This is a genomic window from Sphingomonas kaistensis (assembly GCF_011927725.1).
Classification (GTDB): Bacteria; Pseudomonadota; Alphaproteobacteria; order Sphingomonadales; family Sphingomonadaceae; genus Sphingomicrobium; species Sphingomicrobium kaistense.
This window is the reverse complement of sequence record NZ_JAATJC010000001.1, coordinates 2,575,429-2,591,289: the sequence shown is the minus strand read 5'-3', so window position 1 is coordinate 2,591,289 and position 15,861 is coordinate 2,575,429. Positions and strand designations below refer to the sequence as shown.

Here is a 15,861-nt window from a genome sequence, read left to right as displayed (position 1 = left end):
AACGCGACACACCGAGCATAGCCTCCCGCAACATTCAGTTCGGAGAGTAACCATGCGTATCCATCTTCTTGCCGCGACTGCTCTTGCCGTCGCCATCCCCGCATCGGCCCAGCAACGGCAGGACGATTTGCTGAAGAGCATGGGGATCACGATCGTCGAGCCGATGTCGGCCGAGCAACTCGCCCGGACAAGGCAGGCAGTCGCCGCGGAGATCGCGCGGGCCGGTGCGAGCGGGCTGTTCGAGGACGCCAGCGACGTGAATGGGGGCAAGGCCCGACACCTTCCCTCGGGCCTGAGCTGCCCGCTCGGCAAGAAGGGGCAGCGGATCCTGTATGCGACCGCCACTGCGGCGGCGTGCGAGACCAGCGGCAACGGAAGCCTGTTCCGCGCGTCGGTCGAACGCGCCCCGGCCGACGCGACCCTCGACTGGGCCGAGCAATATGCGCAGGCTGCTGCCGTGAAAGAGCCTGGCTACAAGCCGTGGACCGGCATGCTCCTGACCGCCAGGCCGAAGCGGGGGAGCGACGCCATCGAACACCGCACCCTTCAATTCTCCAGCAAGGCGAGCGGGCGCGCACGCAACGTCCGGGTTCAGACCGGACTGGTGCGTGGCTGGCTGCTGACCGAGCGGAGTGACAGTGCGGCCAATGCCCAGCCCAACCTGATGGCCGATATGCTCAGCGCGACGACCTTCGGCCTCGCCATGCGCACCAGATAGCGCGCGAAGGCCTAGGCGACGATCCGCTTCAGCTTGTCGAGGGCGGGGGCGTCGGCCTCCTCCTGCGCGATGGTCGACACGAACTTGCCGTCGCGCCCGAATAGCAGCACCTGGCTGCCATGGTCGACGGTGTAGCCGCCGGGCGCCGCCTTGTCGGGCACCCGCGCCTGGTAGATGGCGTGGCTCTTGGCCACCGCTGCCACCTGTTCCTCACTTCCGGTCAGGCCGATGATCGGGGTTCCGAACAGCTCGACATAGTCCCCAACGACCTTCGGCGTATCGCGCTTGGGGTCGACCGACACGAACACGATGTCGAACGCCTGGTCACCCTTGCCCAGCTGTCCGCGCAGCTTGGCCAGCTTGCCCAGTGTATTGGGGCACACATCGGGGCAATTGGTGAAGCCGAAGAACATCGCATAGGGGCGCCCGGCAAGCGCCTGCGCGCTGTTGAAGGGCTTCCCGTCGCTGCCGGTCAAGGTGAACGGCGCGCCGATGGTGAAGCCGGGCATGCCGGGGTCGGCCCGGCTGGTGACCGTCGGCCCTTCCGGCCGCACCAGCAACAGCCAAGCGAAGGCGACGGCGGCAAGGCCTACCAGCGACCACAGGACGAGGCGCAGCACCTTCAGCTTCGACGCTGGCGCCTCAGTGGCCATGGTGCGCCCCCGCGGCGGCCGGACCCTGCGCTCCCGGCGGCAGGATCGGCAGGCTCGCCCGTACCAGCCCGGCCTTTTCGAACCGAAGCACGATCGGCAGCCTGGCCCCGGGCTTGAGCGGCGTCTTCAGCCCCGACAGCATGATGTGCAGCCCACTCGGCTTCATCGCGATGCTTCCACCGGCGGCCACCGGCACCGCGCCCGCCGCCCGCATCCGCATCACGCCGCCGCTATTCTGGCTGTCGTGGATCGACACTTGCCCGGCCGCCGGGCTGCTCGCACCCAGCAAGCGATCGGCGGCGCCGCCATTGTGCACGCTGACATAAGCCGCGCTGCTGCTCACTCCGGCGCGGGCCCAGCCGCTGACGTGAAGGGCAGGGGCCTGGGCGCTCGCGGGCGCCGCGACGGCCACGGCCGCCGCAAGAAGGGAAAGGCTTTTCATGGGCAGGCATCTAGGGTCGCCCGAAGGGGCTTGCAATGTAGGACAAGGCACGGTCCTATGAACCCATATGGTTCAAGCCTGCTCCTTGCCGCCGATCTCTCTGCAGGGCGGGGCAGCTCGACCGGGCGAAGCGACCCCCCCCCATGTGACCTTGGTGACCTTTGTGACCTTCGAAGCGGCCCGCCCGGTCAGAGCGCTTCGATGATGGTGACGTTGGCAATGCCGCCGCCTTCGCACATCGTTTGGAGGCCATAGCCGCCGCCCTTCTTGCGTAGGGCGTGGACCAGGGTCGTCATCAACTTGGTCCCGCTTGCGCCCAGCGGATGGCCGAGGCTGATCGCCCCGCCATTGACGTTGAGCCTCTCCGGATCGCCGCCGATCTCGCGCAGCCACGCCAACGGGACGGGCGCGAAGGCTTCGTTGACCTCGTAGAGATCAATGTCCTCGATCTTCCGGCCCGACCGCTCCAGCGCGCGGCGGGTGGCTGGGATCGGTTCGATCAGCATGATCACCGGGTCGCCGGCGGTGACAGTCAGATGGTCGATCCGGGCAAGGGGAGTGAGGCCATGCTCCTTCAGCGCCCGCTCGCTGACCACCATGACGCCGGACGCGCCGTCGCAGATCTGGCTGGCATTGCCGGCGGTGATGACCCCGTCGGGCTTCAGAGTCTTGAGCGCGCCGAGGCCCTCCATCGACGCATCGGCGCGAATGCCCTCGTCACGGACGTGCTGCGTTTCCTTGCCGTCGGCGTCGACGATCGTCAGCGGCACGATCTCCTCGTCGAAATCGCCCCGCCCGGTCGCCGCCGCCCCGCGCCGATGGCTTTCCAGCGCAAAGGCGTCCAGCTCCTTGCGACTCATCTGAAAGTTGCGGGCGATCATCTCGGCCCCGGTGAACTGGCTGAACTCGGTCACGCCGTAGCGGTCCTTGATCGACTGCGGCCACGGACCGATGCCAATCCCCGCCTGCATCGGCAGCATCACCGCAAGCCCCATCGGAACCCGCGTCATGCTCTCGACGCCGGCAGCGATCACCACGTCCTGCGTCCCGCTCATCACCGCCTGGGCGGCGAAGTGGATCGATTGCTGCGAGGAGCCGCACTGGCGGTCGATCGACACCGCCGGCACACTGTCCGGCAGGCTTGAGGCCATCACCATGTTGCGGCCGATGTGGAAGCTCTGTTCGCCGACCTGGCCGACGCAACCGGCAATCACGTCCTCGATCACCGCCGGGTCGATCCCGGCGCGCTCGACCAGCGCGTCGAGCACCTTGGCGCCGAGGTCGGCCGGGTGCCAGTCCTTGAGCGCTCCGCCCTTCTTGCCCCCGGCAGTGCGAGCGGCGGCGACGATATAGGCTGAGGGCATGGACAAGCTCCGGACAGGGAGCCCCTTCCTAGCCACGAAGCGGCAGGAGGTGGAAGCCTAGACCGCTTCCACCGTCTCCACTTCAGGCACGTAATGGCGGATCAGGTTCTCGACCCCGCGCTTCAACGTCACCGCCGAGCTCGGGCAACCGGCGCAGGCGCCCTGCATCGCCAGGAACAGGGTGCCGCTCTTATAGCCGCGATAAACGATGTCGCCCCCATCCTGGGCCACCGCCGGACGGACTCGCGTCTCCAGCAGTTCCTTGATCTGCGCCACGATCTCGGCGTCGGCCGGATCCTCGTCGTAGCTTGCATCCTCGTCGGCGGCGACCTGGATCCCGCCAGCGCTCCCCATCCGGAACAGCGGCGCGCCCGACACGAAATGATCGAGCAGGATCTGAACCACGTCGATTTCGAGCCCGGCCCAGTCGACGTCCGGCGCAGCGGTGACGGACACGAAATCGCGCCCGAAGAAAACGCCCTCCACGTCGCCGGTCGCGAACAGGGCCTCGGCAAGCGGGCTCGCTTCCGCGCTGGCGGCGTCAGGGAAATCGCGGCTGCCCGCTTCCATGACGTCGGTTCCCGGCAGGAACTTGCGGGTCGAAGGGTTGGGCGTGAGTTCGGTGGTGATCAGCATGGCGCCCATGTGGCGCGATTGCCTCCCACCTTCAACCTTCGCCCGAATCGAGGATCAGGTCGCGCCGGCCGAAAGGGTGGGTAAAGGCGGCTGCCGCTCTGCCCGCTCGGAAAAGCGCATCACGCCATCGTCGATCCGGCCGAACCTCAACGCCAGGACGTCGCGCGCGTAATTCTGGTGAAGCTTCCACGGCCCGCGATCACCCTGGACCGGAAGCATCGCTTCGGCGCGCCGCAAGTAGCCCGAGGTGAAGTCGAGAAATCGCACCGCCTGCACCCGCGGATCGGGTTCTGGCACGGCGATCGACTGCCCTTTCGCGGCCAGGCGATTCAGCAGCCGGCACAGGTAGCGGGAAGACAGGTCGGCCTTCAGCGTCCACGACGCATTGGTGTAGCCGAAGCTGTAGCTGAGGTTCGGTATCCCGCCGAACATCATGCCCTTGTAGGTCATCGCGCCGCCCAGCTTGCGCTGCTCGCCGTCGATGCTGAAGGCCGCATCGGCGAGCAGCCTGACCTTGAGGCCGGTGGCCGCCACGATCACGTCGGCCTCGAGGACCTGTCCGCTTTTCAGGAGAACGCCGTCAGTCGTGAGGCGATCGACCTCATCGGTGACCACCGACACCTTGCCCTCGCGGATGCCCTTGAACAGGTCTGAATCAGGCACCAGGCACAGCCGCTGGTCCCATGGATCGTACAACGGATTGAAGTGGGTATCGATGGCGTAGTCGGCCGGTAGTTCCCGGGTCAGGCCCTTGCGAAGAAGTCTTCGGGTGAGGGCCGGCCGCCTCCTCGCAAGCTGATAGAAAGCCTGCTGCAGGAGGACGTTGCGGGTGCGGACAAGGGCGTGGCCGAGGCGGTCGCCAAGCAAGCGGCGAATCCGCCCGGCTGCTTTGTCCACCGAGGGATGGCTGACCATGTAGGTCGGCGAGCGCTGCAGCATGGCGACGTGCTCAGCGCCTTGCCTGGCCAATTCGGGGACGATGGTCACGGCGGTGGCGCCGCTGCCTATCACCACCACCTTGCGACCCGCCAGGTCGAGCCCTTCCGGCCAGAACTGGGCGTGGAAGAAGGCGCCCGTAAAACCGGCCGCCCCCGCGAAGGCGGGACAGTGCGCCTCGTCATAATCGTAATAACCGGTGCCCATGTGCAGCCAGCGGCAGGTCAGGGTCCGAAGTCCATCGGTCGTTTCGAGCGATACCGTCCAGCGCGCCGCCCGGCTGTCGAAATCGGCGGAAACCAGCTTGTGGCCGAACCGGATCTTGTCCCGGATGCCATATTTGTCCGCGACCCGGTTGACGTAGGCGAGGATCGTCGCACCGTCGGCGATCGCCTTGGCCTCGGTCCACGGCTCGAAGCTGTAGCCGAGCGTGTACATGTCGCTGTCGGAGCGCAGTCCGGGATAGCGAAACAGGTCCCAGGTCCCGCCGATCGCACCGCGCGCCTCGACGATCGCATAGCGATGTTGCGGGCAATAGGTCTGCAGATGCCAGGCGGTGCCGATGCCGGACAGCCCCGCGCCGACAACCAAGACGTCGACATCGGTCTCGCAATCACTAGGCGGCGGCGTGGTCATGTGCCTGCTTTGCCCGACACCGGGCCACAGGCAAGCGGCATGTCGCGCTTGTTTCCGGGCGATCTACTCGGGCCGGATATCCACCCGGCGGTTCTGGATCTCGCGGACGCCGTCGGCAGTGGGGATGAACGGCGCCTCTTCGCCCTCGCTCACGACCGTCAGGGCCGAGCGCTGCACCCCGCGGGCGACCAGGGCGTCGGCGACGACCTGCGCGCGCTGAAGCGCGAAGCGGCGATTGACGGCGGGGCTGCCGGGGCGATCGCTATGGCCGGTGATGCGCAGCCTGGAACCGCTCGATGCGGCCGTTGCGGCCTGGTCGAGGACGGGCTCCCATTCACGCCTGATCTCGTGACCGCCACTGTCAAAGAAAATCATCATCGGTGCCGGCACAGCCGCACTCTGGAACGATGCGGCGGTAGCGAGGAGGAGCGTCAACATGGAGTGGACTATGTCAGACCAGCGCGGCTCTTGCCAAGCTGGCCGGATGGAGCGGCCTCAGGCGGCAGCGGCGACGCACTCGGCGGCACGCACCGCAAATTGCTGGGCCAGTTGCGCATGCCATTCGCGCGCGGCGAGGGTGATGGCACGGCTCGCCGCCATCCGTTCCTCGGCCGCCCGGCGGGCATAATAGCGCTGATTAGACTCCATTCTTCCGGCTCCACGACGAAGGACAGGCGGCGCTGTTTCCCAAAAACTGCGCTCCATTGGTGTAGAATCAGTTAATATCCACAGCCGTCCCGCCACGGCACAGGACGTTGCAGATGGGTGACAGGACCGGCCCAAAAGCAGATCGTCGCTGAAACCGAACGACTCGCCGCTCGTTACAGACCTGAACTTAACTTTTGGAGCGAGGGACAGCCATGCTGACTTCGAACATTTCGACGACGCGGAATTTCAATCCCTCGATGCGCGGCTACCATGCCGTCTACCGGGAGAATGCCGTCAATCACTGCCCCGGCTGCGGGCGGACCCACTGGCTGATCGGGCGCATGCTGGCCGAATGCGGATTCTGCGGAACCGCACTGCCCCTGTCGGAAAGCTATTCGCGCAGCGCCGCGGCGCCGCTGTTCCGCCATGGGACGGGAATGCTCAGCCGGGCGGCCTGACCGCTCGCGGCAACCGCCGTTTTCTGCTATAAGGAAGCATGGTCGGAGCCCTGCTTCTGATTGTTGCCACCCTTGGGTCCCCCGGCCCGTTCGTGCTGGTGAACGGGACCGGCGCTTCCATCGAAGAACTTGCGATCCGCCCCGCCAATGGCAGCGCCCCGTGGCGTTCGGTTGGCGGGGTTGCCTTGCCTGCAAGGTCGCGCGTTTCCGTGCCGTCTCCGGGCGGCGACCTGTGCGCCTTCGATCTGCGCGCCCGCCTTGCGGGGTCCGAGATCACCTGGACGTCGGTCAATCTCTGCGATGTGCGGATCGTAACCTTGAACCGTCGAGCGGACGGAACGCTCTGGGTCGATTACGACTGAGCGGGCGGAGCCTCCGCATCGGCGCGGAGGCGAGGGCAGGGGCGCCCGGCGATGTGACGACCTTGTCCTCGCGGCGGGTCGCGTCCAGCAGCTTCGCGCCGGCGACGAAGACCACCCCGCAGCACACTACGAAGAACGTCCATCCGAGCGCCCCAGGGTAGAGGGCGAGATAATATTTGCCGCGCTCGGCCGCGCCCAGGGCAATCGCCCAGGTCACGGCCCACGCTTCCCAGCGCGTCCTGATGACGAACAAGCGACCAGCCCGTCGCGCCCAGTTCTTGGGATCCATAGCCATTGGTTAAGCAACGGCCGTGCCAATGGCCGTGTTCCGCGCTTTTCTCATTAAGGCTGATGGTTATCTGTCAATTAACCCGACTCTTTTGCGGCTGGGTGGCTTCCGCCCGGGGAGTGCAGCGCCTAAGTGCGGTCGGGAAAGCCCCCATGCCCAAATTTGCCCCTCCCTCACCAGAATTCGACAAGCAGAAGGTCGTGGCCGACAACCGCCGCGTCCGCTTCGATTATTTCGTGGAGGAAAGGTTCGAGGCCGGGATCGCGCTGCAGGGCACCGAGGTGAAGGCGCTGCGCAATGGCGAAGGGTCGATCGCGGAAAGCTATGCCACGGTCGAGGGCGAGGAAGTGGTGCTGATCAACAGCCACATCCCCGAATATAAGAACGGCAGTTGGATGAACCACGAGCCGCGCCGCAAGCGCCGGCTGCTGCTCAAGAAGCGCGAGATCGGTCGGCTGATGGGCGCGATCAACCGCCAGGGCCTGACCCTCGTGCCGCTCAGCATCTACTTCAACGGCAAGGGCAAGGCGAAGGTCGAACTGGCGCTGGCCCGCGGCAAGAAGGTTCACGACAAGCGCGAGACGATCAAGGAACGCGACTGGAAGCGTGAGCAGCAGCGGCTGATGAAGTCGAATGGCTGACCGGCCCGGCTTCTTCCGCCGCCTCGCCGACAAGGCCACGCCGAGCCGCGAGGAAGTGCTGGAAAGTCGCTGGCTGAAGCCGTTCGGCACGCGTGTCCGCCAGTCCGATCTGTGGCGTTTCACCCGCCGCTCGGTGCCCCGCGGGGTCGCGGCCGGCCTGTTCATCGGGATCTTCCTGATGGTCCCCGGGCTGCAGATCGTCGGCGCGGCGCTGCTGTGTATTCCGCTTCGCGGCAACATCCCGGTCGCAGCGGCGATGACCTTCCTGTCCAACCCCGCGACGACGCCCTTTTTCCTGATCGCGGCGCTGGCGCTCGGCAACAAGCTCGGCTTCCACGCCGACCTTTCCGCCTTCAACCGCCTTTACGACAGTGGCGCCGGGGCCTCCGAATGGACCGCCTGGCTGCTGTCGGATGCCGCCCCGGCGATGGTCACCGGTCTGTTCTTCATCGCCGTGGCCTGTGCGTTCGTAGGATGGGGAGTGTCGATCGTCGTCTGGCGCTGGTGGGTCGGGGCCAAGTGGCGCAGGCGCGTGCGGCGAGATCTGTTTCGACATACCCACTGATCGAGAAAGCCAAGGACCTCCATGAAGCGACTTCTTCTTGCCCTTGCCGCCACCACTGCGCTTGCCGGCTGCGCGACCACCCCGGCCCCGGTCGACACCGCTGCCGTCGAGCCTGCGCCCGCCGCGCCTGCCGCCGCCACCCCCGCCCAGCCGAAGCCCGAGCTCGGAACCTACGGGTTCGACGCCAAGGGCATGGACACCACCGTCCTCCCCGGCGACAATTTCTATTCCTTTGCGAATGGCACCTGGGCCAAGAACACGCCGATCCCGGCGGACAAGTCCAACTACGGCATGTTCGGCGCGCTCGATGACCTTTCCAAGGAGCGCACCAAGACCCTGATCGAGGAAGCCGCCAAGGATTCGAACAGCCGGATCGGAACTGTCTACGGCAGCTTCATGGACCAGGCCGCGATCGAGGCGAAGGGCCTTGCGCCGATCAAGCCGTGGCTGGACCAGGTCAAGGGACTGTCCAATCGCTCGGCGCTGCCCAGCCTGTATGCCGAGGCCGCCAAGAACGGGGTCGGAACGCCGTTCGCCGCCTATGTCGGCCAGGACGACAAGAACCCGGATTCCTACATCCTCTCGCTCTACCAGAGCGGGCTCGGAATGCCCGACCGCGATTATTACCTGTCGAACGACGCCAAGATTGCCGAAGTCCGCGCCAAATATCTCCAGCACCTCACCAACGTCCTGACGCTGGCCGGTGAGGCCAACGCCGCCACCCGCGCCAAGGCGGTGCTCGCGCACGAAACCGCAATCGCCCGCGTGCACTGGACCCGCGTCGACAGCCGCGACGCGACCAAGACCTATAACAAGCTGACCCTGGCGCAGCTTCGGACCCGTGCCCCCGGCTTCGATTTCGGCCGCATGTTCGGCGAGATCGGCGCTGGTGCGAGCAAGGACCTGCTCGTCGCCCAGCCGTCGGCGATCACCGGCATGGCCCGGATCGTCAGTCGCGCCCCGCTTGGCGTCCTCAAGGACCAGCTGCTCGTCCGTTCGCTCAATGCCTATGCCGCGGTCTTGCCGAGCGCGTTCGACAAGGAGCAGTTCGCTTTCTACGGCACCGCGCTTGGCGGCACGCCGGAACAGGAAGCCCGCTGGAAGCGCGGCGTCGATTTCACCGTCGGCACGCTCCAGGACGACGTCAGCAAGCTGTATGTCGCCCGCTACTTCCCGCCGGAAACCAAGGCCGCGGCGGACGCGCTCGTCAAGAACGTGGTCGAGGCGATGGGCCGCCGGATCGACAACCTCGCCTGGATGGCCCCGGAGACCAAGCAGCGCGCCCGCCTCAAGCTCGCCAATTTCAAGACCAAGATTGGTTATCCCGATCAGTGGCGCGACATGAGCGGGCTCGAGGTCGCGCCGGGCGACGCCTTCGGCAATGCGCTGCGTTCGAACCGCTTCGACGTCGCCTACAACATGAACAAGCTCGGCAAGCCGATCTACCGTTGGGAATGGGGCATGACCCCGATGACGGTGAACGCCTATGCCAATTTCTCGATGAGCGAGATCGTGTTCCCGGCGGCGATCCTGCAGCCGCCCTTCTTCGATCCCAACGCCGACCCGGCAGTCAATTACGGCGGTATCGGCGCGGTGATCGGCCACGAAATCAGCCACCACTTCGATGACCAGGGCTCGAAATATGACGAGAACGGCCGTCTTGCCGACTGGTGGACCCCGGCCGACGTCGCCGCCTTCAAGGCGGCGACCGACAAGCTGGTCGCGCAGTACGACGCTTACGAGGTCTTCCCGGGCGCCAAGGTCAACGGCCGCTTCACGCTGGGCGAGAACATCGGCGATCTGGCCGGCGTGACCGTCGCCTACGACGCTTACCAGCACAGCCTGAATGGCCAGCCGGCGCCGGCCATCGACGGCACCACCGGCGACCAGCGTTTCTATCTCGGCTGGGCGCAGGTCTGGCGGCGCAACTATCGCGAGGCCAATCTTCGCAACCGTCTGCTGACCGATCCGCACAGCCCTTCGGAACAGCGCGTATTCGTGGTCCGCAATTTCGACAGCTGGTACAACGCCTACAACGTACAGGCGGGCCAAAAGCTTTATCTGGCGCCGGAGCAGCGCGTCCGCGTATGGTAGGCTGATGCTCCACGCCAGGCTCGCCGCGATCGATGCTGAACCCGTATCGCGCGGCGAGCCCTGGCTGGTGCCGTTGATCCTTGCCGCGTTGCTCGGCGGCCTTGCCTTGCTGGCGCTGGCGTTTGCCGAGCTGTTGGTGGCCGTAGCGCTTGGGGCTGCTGCGGTTGCTGCCGCCCTGCTTGGATGGGTACGGCGCCGGCCGGCCGACCTGTCCCAAGCAGCCCTGGCGATTGCGCCCGATTTTGCGCTGGTAGCGGCTGGGCTGAACCTTTGCCCCGATCCAGTGGCGTTGACCGATAGCGACGGCGCCCTGCTCAGCCTCAACCGGGCGTACCGTGATCGCTTTCCCGATCTCCCGGCGCCCGCTCACCTTGGGTCCGGCGACGAGGGGCTGGCGGCCCTGTCGGACGCGCGGCTCCATGCCCTGCGCGACGGCGAGAGCATGGCGGTCGACCTGTCTGGCGACAGCGGACCGCTAACCGTCTCCGTCGAGAGGGTGGGACAGGGCCGCGATCTCCTGCTGTGGCGCTTCCCACCCTCGCCACGCTCGCCGCTCGACGTCCTCGTGGCGCGGCTCACCAGCGCGGAAGGGGAGGTGCTGGGCGAGGCCGGCGTGCTTGCCGCAGCGGTCGATGCCGATGGGCAGGTCATCGCCGCCAACCCGTTGTTCTGTCGCCGGGCACAAGCCGCCGCGGGCCCCGGCGTCCGGATGGACAGCCTGCTCGAAGGGGCTGGCGAGGGACGGGTACGGCTTGCTGCCGAGGGCGCAAGCGGTCCGATGCTTCGCCTGCTTCACATTCCGGTCGAACCCGGGTCCGGTGAGCCCGCCGGACTGGCGCTATTGTTCGCGACCGGGGAAACGCCCGGCCTGGCCGAACCGGCAAGCCTCCAGGCGCTGCTCGACCTCCTTCCGCTCGGCCTTGCGCTGGTCGACCGCGATGGCCGGTTCCTGACCAGCAACAAGGCATTCCGCCGGGCCGCTTCGCTCGACGAGGACAAGGCGCTGCCGGCTTTTCCGAGCGACCTGGTGGTGAAGGAAGACAAGGCCGCAGTGGCCGACGCCGTGCGCCGCAACAGCCGCGGCCCGGCGATGTCGGGCGATCTTGCCGTGCGCCTGCCGCACCAGCCGGGCGAGCCGGTCGCGCTGACCATCGCGGGGCTGCGCAATCTCGGCGAGGCGAGCGTCCTCCTCCTGCTCAAGGACAATAGCGAGGAAGCCAAGCTGAAGCGGCAGGTCGCGCAGGCGACCAAGATGCAGGCAGTGGGCCAGCTCGCCGGCGGCGTAGCGCACGACTTCAACAACATCCTAACCGCCATCATCGGCCACTGCGACCTCATGCTGATGCGGCACACGCCGGGCGACAGCGATTACGACGACATCCAGCAGATCAAGTCGAACTCCAACCGCGCAGCGGGCCTCACCCGCCAGCTGCTCGCCTTTTCGCGCCAGCAGACCCTGCGTCCGCAAGTGCTGCAATTGCCCGATGTGGTCAGCGAGGTCAGCCACCTGCTCAAACGCCTGCTGGGCGAGACGGTGGTGCTGCAGGTCAAGCACGGGCGCGAATTGGGAGCGGTGAGGGCCGATCCCGGGCAGCTCGAGCAGGTGATCGTCAACCTCGCGGTCAACGCGCGCGACGCTATGCTGGGGTCCGGCGGCGGCAAGCTGATCATCCAGACCTATGCGGTACGCGCCGACCAGGTCGCCGAGCTCGGGTCCGACATCCTGCCGATCGCGGATTACACCGCGCTCAGCATCTCGGATACCGGCTGCGGCATTCCGCCGTCCGTGCTGGGCAAGATTTTCGAGCCTTTCTTCACCACCAAGGAAGTGGGCAAGGGGACCGGGCTCGGGCTGTCGACCGTCTACGGCATCGTCAAGCAGTCAGGCGGATTCATCTTCGCCGACAGCAAGGTAGGCGAGGGCACCAGCTTCGTCATCTACCTGCCGGTGCACCAGGAAGAGCGCACCGTGGCGGTCCGCGCCGCCGCCCCCGCACCCAAGGTGGAGGAGACGTGGGGAACCGGCGTGGTGTTGCTGGTTGAGGACGAGGCGATGGTCCGCACCGTGGCTGAGCGCGCGCTGACCCGCCAGGGCTATACGGTGCTGACGGCCGCCAACGGCGAGGAAGCGCTCGAGATCGTCGGGCGCGGAGAGGTGATCGACCTGCTCATCACCGACGTCGTCATGCCGATCATGGACGGGCCCACCATGGTCCGCGAAGCACGCCTGACCCGGCCCGAGTTGCCGATCCTTTTCATGTCGGGTTACGCCGAGGAACAGCTGCGCCGCTCGATCGACTTCGACAACGTCGCCTTCCTGCCTAAGCCCTTCTCCGTACAGCAACTTTCCGAAGCCGCCCGGCGGATCCTGGCCGCCCGCTGAAAAGTATTGCCTTACCATTTCGGACCTGCAAAGGCCGGTGCGTGGGTACTGCACACTCCATTCTCGTCGTCGAAGACGAGCCGCTGATCGCCATGATGCTCGAGGACTTCCTCGAGACGCTGGGCCATCGCATTCATGCCAGTTGCGACAATCTCGCCGATGCCATGAAGGCGTGTGAGGAGGGGGGCTTTGATGTCGCCATTCTCGACGTCAACCTGAAGGGCGAGCTGGTCTGGCCGGTTGCCGAAGCGCTGAGCGATCGCGGCGTCCCCTTCGTGATCGCCAGCGGCGGTCATGTCGAGCCGCCGCCCGCGAGCTTTGCCGAAGCGCCCCTGCTCGAGAAGCCTTACACCATCGATCGGATCGGCCCGGTCCTCGAACAGGCTGCCGGTTGAACCGTTAATTCGTTCGATCCGTGCGACTGGTTCACTTGCCCGACAGTCCTGCACCGGTAAAAGGCTGAGGAAACCATCGGTTAACGGGGATCCTCGGTGAACAAGCTCCTGCTTTCAACAACTGTTCTCGCGCTCCTGGCGGTGCCGGGTGTCGCTGACGCCCGCAAAAAGCCTAAGGCCGCGCCCGCCGCTGCTCCGGTGGTGCGGGTCGCGCCGACCGATCCGGTCGAACTCTACTACTTCCAGCATGGCGAGGCGCCGATCTGGCTTCGCAACGATGCGACCCGTTCCGCGGTCGGCCAGCTGTCGTCAGTCCTGCGCCGCTCGAGCATCGACGGCTTTGCGGCTGGTCCGGCCCTTGCAGCCGACGTCGACGCGGCCCTAGCCTCGGCCGCGCCCGGCAATGCCGAAGCGACCCGCCAGGCCGAGGTGCGGATCAGCAAGGCGTGGGTCGCCTACATGCAGTATCTGCGCACCCCGCCCAAGGGCCTGGTCTACGGCTACGAGCTGCTCAAGCCGCAGAGCCGGCCGGACCAGATCCTGCTGACAACCGCTGCCTCTCCCGACCTGCGCGCCGCGATCATCCGCCTGTCGGACGTCAATCCGGTCTATCGCTCGCTGCGTGACGCTGCGCTGGCAAGCGGCGTGACCAGTGCTGACCCGCAATTGCTGTCCAACCTGGAGCGGGCACGCGCGCTTCCCGCCGGGGGCCGTTTCGCCTTGGTGGATGCCGGCAATGCGACCCTCACCATGTACGAGAACGGGCAGGCCGTGGACCGGATGAAGGTCATCGTCGGCACCGGCGAGACGCAGACGCCGATGATCGCCAGCATCATCCATTATGCGGTGCTCAATCCCTATTGGGAGGTGCCGCCGAGCCTGACCAAGAAGATCATCGCGCCGGGCGTGCTGAAGGGCGGCGACGCCTATCTCAAGCGCAATGGCTATGAGGTGATGAGCAACTGGACCAACGATGCGACGGTGGTTCCCGCGGGCGACGTGAAGTGGGCGGCGCTGGCGAAGGATCCGGGCCTGGTGCGGGTCCGGCAGCGGCCGGGGCCGCTGAACAGCCTTGCGGGGATGAAGGTCCCGTTCCCGAGCGGGCAGGACATCTTCCTTCACGACACGCTGGACAAGGCGAAGTTCCTGAAGACCGACCGCCACCTGTCGAACGGCTGCGTGCGGCTGGAGGATGCGCAGCGCTTCTACCGTTGGCTGCACGGCAATAGCCCCGCGCCGACCACCAAGGAGGCTGACGTGCTCGTCAAGCTTCCCCAGGGCGTTCCGATCTACCTGACCTACCTGACTCAGGAACAGGGCGCTGACGGGCGCCTGGCGTCGCGTGGCGACCCTTATGGATGGGATGGGCGTCCTGACCGGCAGCTTGCGGCGGCGACCTACACCAGCCCGACCCGCGGGGCGCCCTGACGCACCCCTGACCGTGACGGCCGGAAATTAGCAAGGGACGGAGTGCCGGACAGGCGCTCCGTCCTTTTGCTTTGCCTGCGCCCATTATCCGGCGCTGATCGAGCGCTGCAGGCACAAAAAAACGGGGCGGAGCCGAAGCTCCACCCCGTTTCTTTGTTCTGCCTTGCTGCAGGAAGCAGGCTCCCGGAGGAGCCTGCCCCTTTCGCTTAGCCGCGAACCGGCTCGACCGGCGGCGGCGGCGGCGGCGGCGGCGGCACCGGGCACGCGTCGGTCGCCAGGATCACCGAACCGTCCGGGCAAGTCTGCGTCGGCGGAGGCGGCGGGGGAGGCGGCGGCGGCGGCGGCGGCGGCGGCGGCGGCGGCGGGGCCACCCCACCGAGGTTGAACGCCAGGCTGGCCATCAGCGAGTGCGAGCGCAGGCGCGACTTGGCGTCGCCCGTAACGGCCGCAACCGGAGCAAAGGTCAGCGTGTCATCGAGATCGTGGTTGAAGAAACGATACTTCAGACCGAAATCGATGTTGTCGCTTACCGGATAGCGAACGCCGGCAAGAACCTGCCAAGCGAAACCGCTGTCGCTGATGCGACGGTTGCTGAGAGTGGCAGTCGACAGGTTGACGCGGGTGCGGGCATAGCCAGCACCGCCGCCAACGAAGCCCTGCCAGCCATCGTCCGCACCGAAGTCAAGGAGCAGGTTGCCCATGACAGACAGCGAGGTCGTACGGCCACCGGCGTCAACGATCGCGCCGTTGATGATGTATTCGTCGTGCTTGGCGCGCTTGTAGGCCACTTCGGCTTCGGCGCGGAGGGCACCGAAGTCATAGCCGGCATTCACGCCGACGTCGTAACCGTACTTGTGATCGCCGATGGCGTAGTCGTCAAATGCGATGCCAGCGCTGTTGGTGACATCGATTGACACGTCTTCGACGAGCAATGCTCCAAGATCGACGCCGACGTAGCCCGCACCATCGCGGGCCATCGCCGGCGAGGTGATGGCAGCCGCTGCGACGGCCGCCAGGAGGTATTTGCGCATGCTTTCCCCTTCTCGCTCGAGAGTTAGTGTTGATGGCGCCCCGAACCTGTAGAGCAGCCGATTAGTTTCGGTCAAGCGAAAGCTGAAAACCCATCTCCCAAGAACTGTGACATCTGTGCAACGGTAACTCGGAGGGGTGGAGGGGCAATATCGCCCGCAAAATACGGATGTGAAACGAAATT

Annotated in this window: 17 protein-coding genes; 9 read left to right on the top strand and 8 right to left on the bottom strand. The window is 66.3% G+C overall.

What is annotated here, in order from left to right; all coding sequences use genetic code 11:
* Positions 1 to 52 precede the first annotated feature (52 nt).
* Positions 53 to 718, top strand: coding sequence for a hypothetical protein (locus tag GGQ97_RS12765; protein WP_168070130.1), 666 nt, complete (start codon positions 53 to 55; stop codon positions 716 to 718).
* Between the two features lie 11 nt (positions 719 to 729).
* Here the strand turns inward: GGQ97_RS12765 and GGQ97_RS12760 are convergent, their stop codons facing one another.
* The 7 genes from GGQ97_RS12760 to GGQ97_RS12730 all read right to left on the bottom strand — a co-directional run bounded on the left by GGQ97_RS12760 (position 730) and on the right by GGQ97_RS12730 (position 6,033).
* Positions 730 to 1,371 carry an SCO family protein gene (locus tag GGQ97_RS12760; protein WP_168070129.1) on the bottom strand — a complete coding sequence of 214 codons (642 nt, stop codon included), beginning with the start codon at positions 1,369 to 1,371 and terminating at the stop codon, positions 730 to 732.
* The gene (locus GGQ97_RS12755; RefSeq protein WP_168070127.1) at positions 1,361 to 1,813 is read right to left on the bottom strand and encodes a copper chaperone PCu(A)C; all 453 of its coding nucleotides are present in this window, start codon (positions 1,811 to 1,813) and stop codon (positions 1,361 to 1,363) included. Before GGQ97_RS12755 ends, GGQ97_RS12760 begins: the two co-directional genes overlap by 11 nt.
* Positions 1,814 to 2,001: 188 nt before the next feature.
* On the bottom strand, positions 2,002 to 3,177 hold the full coding sequence (locus GGQ97_RS12750; RefSeq protein ID WP_168070125.1) for an acetyl-CoA C-acetyltransferase: 1,176 nt from the start codon (positions 3,175 to 3,177) through the stop codon (positions 2,002 to 2,004).
* 57 nt (positions 3,178 to 3,234) lie between these two features.
* Positions 3,235 to 3,813, bottom strand: a complete 579-nt coding sequence (locus tag GGQ97_RS12745) for a NifU family protein (protein WP_168071053.1) — start codon at positions 3,811 to 3,813, stop codon at positions 3,235 to 3,237.
* A gap of 54 nt (positions 3,814 to 3,867) precedes the next feature.
* On the bottom strand, positions 3,868 to 5,385 hold the full coding sequence (locus GGQ97_RS12740) for a flavin-containing monooxygenase (RefSeq protein ID WP_168070124.1): 1,518 nt from the start codon (positions 5,383 to 5,385) through the stop codon (positions 3,868 to 3,870).
* Between the two features lie 63 nt (positions 5,386 to 5,448).
* A complete protein-coding gene (locus GGQ97_RS12735; RefSeq protein WP_168070122.1) occupies positions 5,449 to 5,763 on the bottom strand; it encodes an OmpA family protein in 315 nt (104 codons plus the stop codon).
* 117 nt (positions 5,764 to 5,880) lie between these two features.
* Positions 5,881 to 6,033: a hypothetical protein gene (locus GGQ97_RS12730; RefSeq protein WP_168070120.1), complete on the bottom strand. Its 153-nt coding sequence runs from the start codon at positions 6,031 to 6,033 to the stop codon at positions 5,881 to 5,883.
* Between the two features lie 212 nt (positions 6,034 to 6,245).
* Here GGQ97_RS12730 and GGQ97_RS12725 point away from each other — a divergent pair, with 212 nt between their 5' ends.
* The 8 genes from GGQ97_RS12725 (at position 6,246) to GGQ97_RS12690 (ending at position 14,648) form a co-directional block, all read left to right on the top strand.
* On the top strand, positions 6,246 to 6,491 hold the full coding sequence (locus tag GGQ97_RS12725) for a hypothetical protein (protein WP_168067058.1): 246 nt from the start codon (positions 6,246 to 6,248) through the stop codon (positions 6,489 to 6,491).
* A gap of 38 nt (positions 6,492 to 6,529) precedes the next feature.
* On the top strand, positions 6,530 to 6,853 hold the full coding sequence (locus GGQ97_RS12720) for a hypothetical protein (protein ID WP_168070118.1): 324 nt from the start codon (positions 6,530 to 6,532) through the stop codon (positions 6,851 to 6,853).
* Between the two features lie 441 nt (positions 6,854 to 7,294).
* Positions 7,295 to 7,783: an SsrA-binding protein SmpB gene (gene smpB / locus GGQ97_RS12715; protein ID WP_168070116.1), complete on the top strand. Its 489-nt coding sequence runs from the start codon at positions 7,295 to 7,297 to the stop codon at positions 7,781 to 7,783.
* The gene (locus GGQ97_RS12710; RefSeq protein WP_168070108.1) at positions 7,776 to 8,348 is read left to right on the top strand and encodes a DUF2062 domain-containing protein; all 573 of its coding nucleotides are present in this window, start codon (positions 7,776 to 7,778) and stop codon (positions 8,346 to 8,348) included. Before smpB ends, GGQ97_RS12710 begins: the two co-directional genes overlap by 8 nt.
* Before the next feature lie 21 nt (positions 8,349 to 8,369).
* Positions 8,370 to 10,442, top strand: coding sequence for a M13 family metallopeptidase (locus GGQ97_RS12705; RefSeq protein ID WP_168070106.1), 2,073 nt, complete (start codon positions 8,370 to 8,372; stop codon positions 10,440 to 10,442).
* A gap of 4 nt (positions 10,443 to 10,446) precedes the next feature.
* Complete coding sequence (locus GGQ97_RS12700; protein ID WP_168070104.1) at positions 10,447 to 12,825, top strand: hybrid sensor histidine kinase/response regulator; 2,379 nt, start codon at positions 10,447 to 10,449, stop codon at positions 12,823 to 12,825.
* 41 nt (positions 12,826 to 12,866) lie between these two features.
* On the top strand, positions 12,867 to 13,220 hold the full coding sequence (locus GGQ97_RS12695; RefSeq protein ID WP_168070094.1) for a response regulator: 354 nt from the start codon (positions 12,867 to 12,869) through the stop codon (positions 13,218 to 13,220).
* Positions 13,221 to 13,316: 96 nt separating this feature from the next.
* On the top strand, positions 13,317 to 14,648 hold the full coding sequence (locus GGQ97_RS12690) for a L,D-transpeptidase family protein (RefSeq protein WP_168070092.1): 1,332 nt from the start codon (positions 13,317 to 13,319) through the stop codon (positions 14,646 to 14,648).
* Between the two features lie 206 nt (positions 14,649 to 14,854).
* Here GGQ97_RS12690 and GGQ97_RS14590 read toward each other — a convergent pair whose 3' ends face one another.
* Positions 14,855 to 15,679, bottom strand: a complete 825-nt coding sequence (locus GGQ97_RS14590) for an outer membrane protein (protein WP_168070090.1) — start codon at positions 15,677 to 15,679, stop codon at positions 14,855 to 14,857.
* Between the last annotated feature and the right edge of the window lie 182 nt (positions 15,680 to 15,861).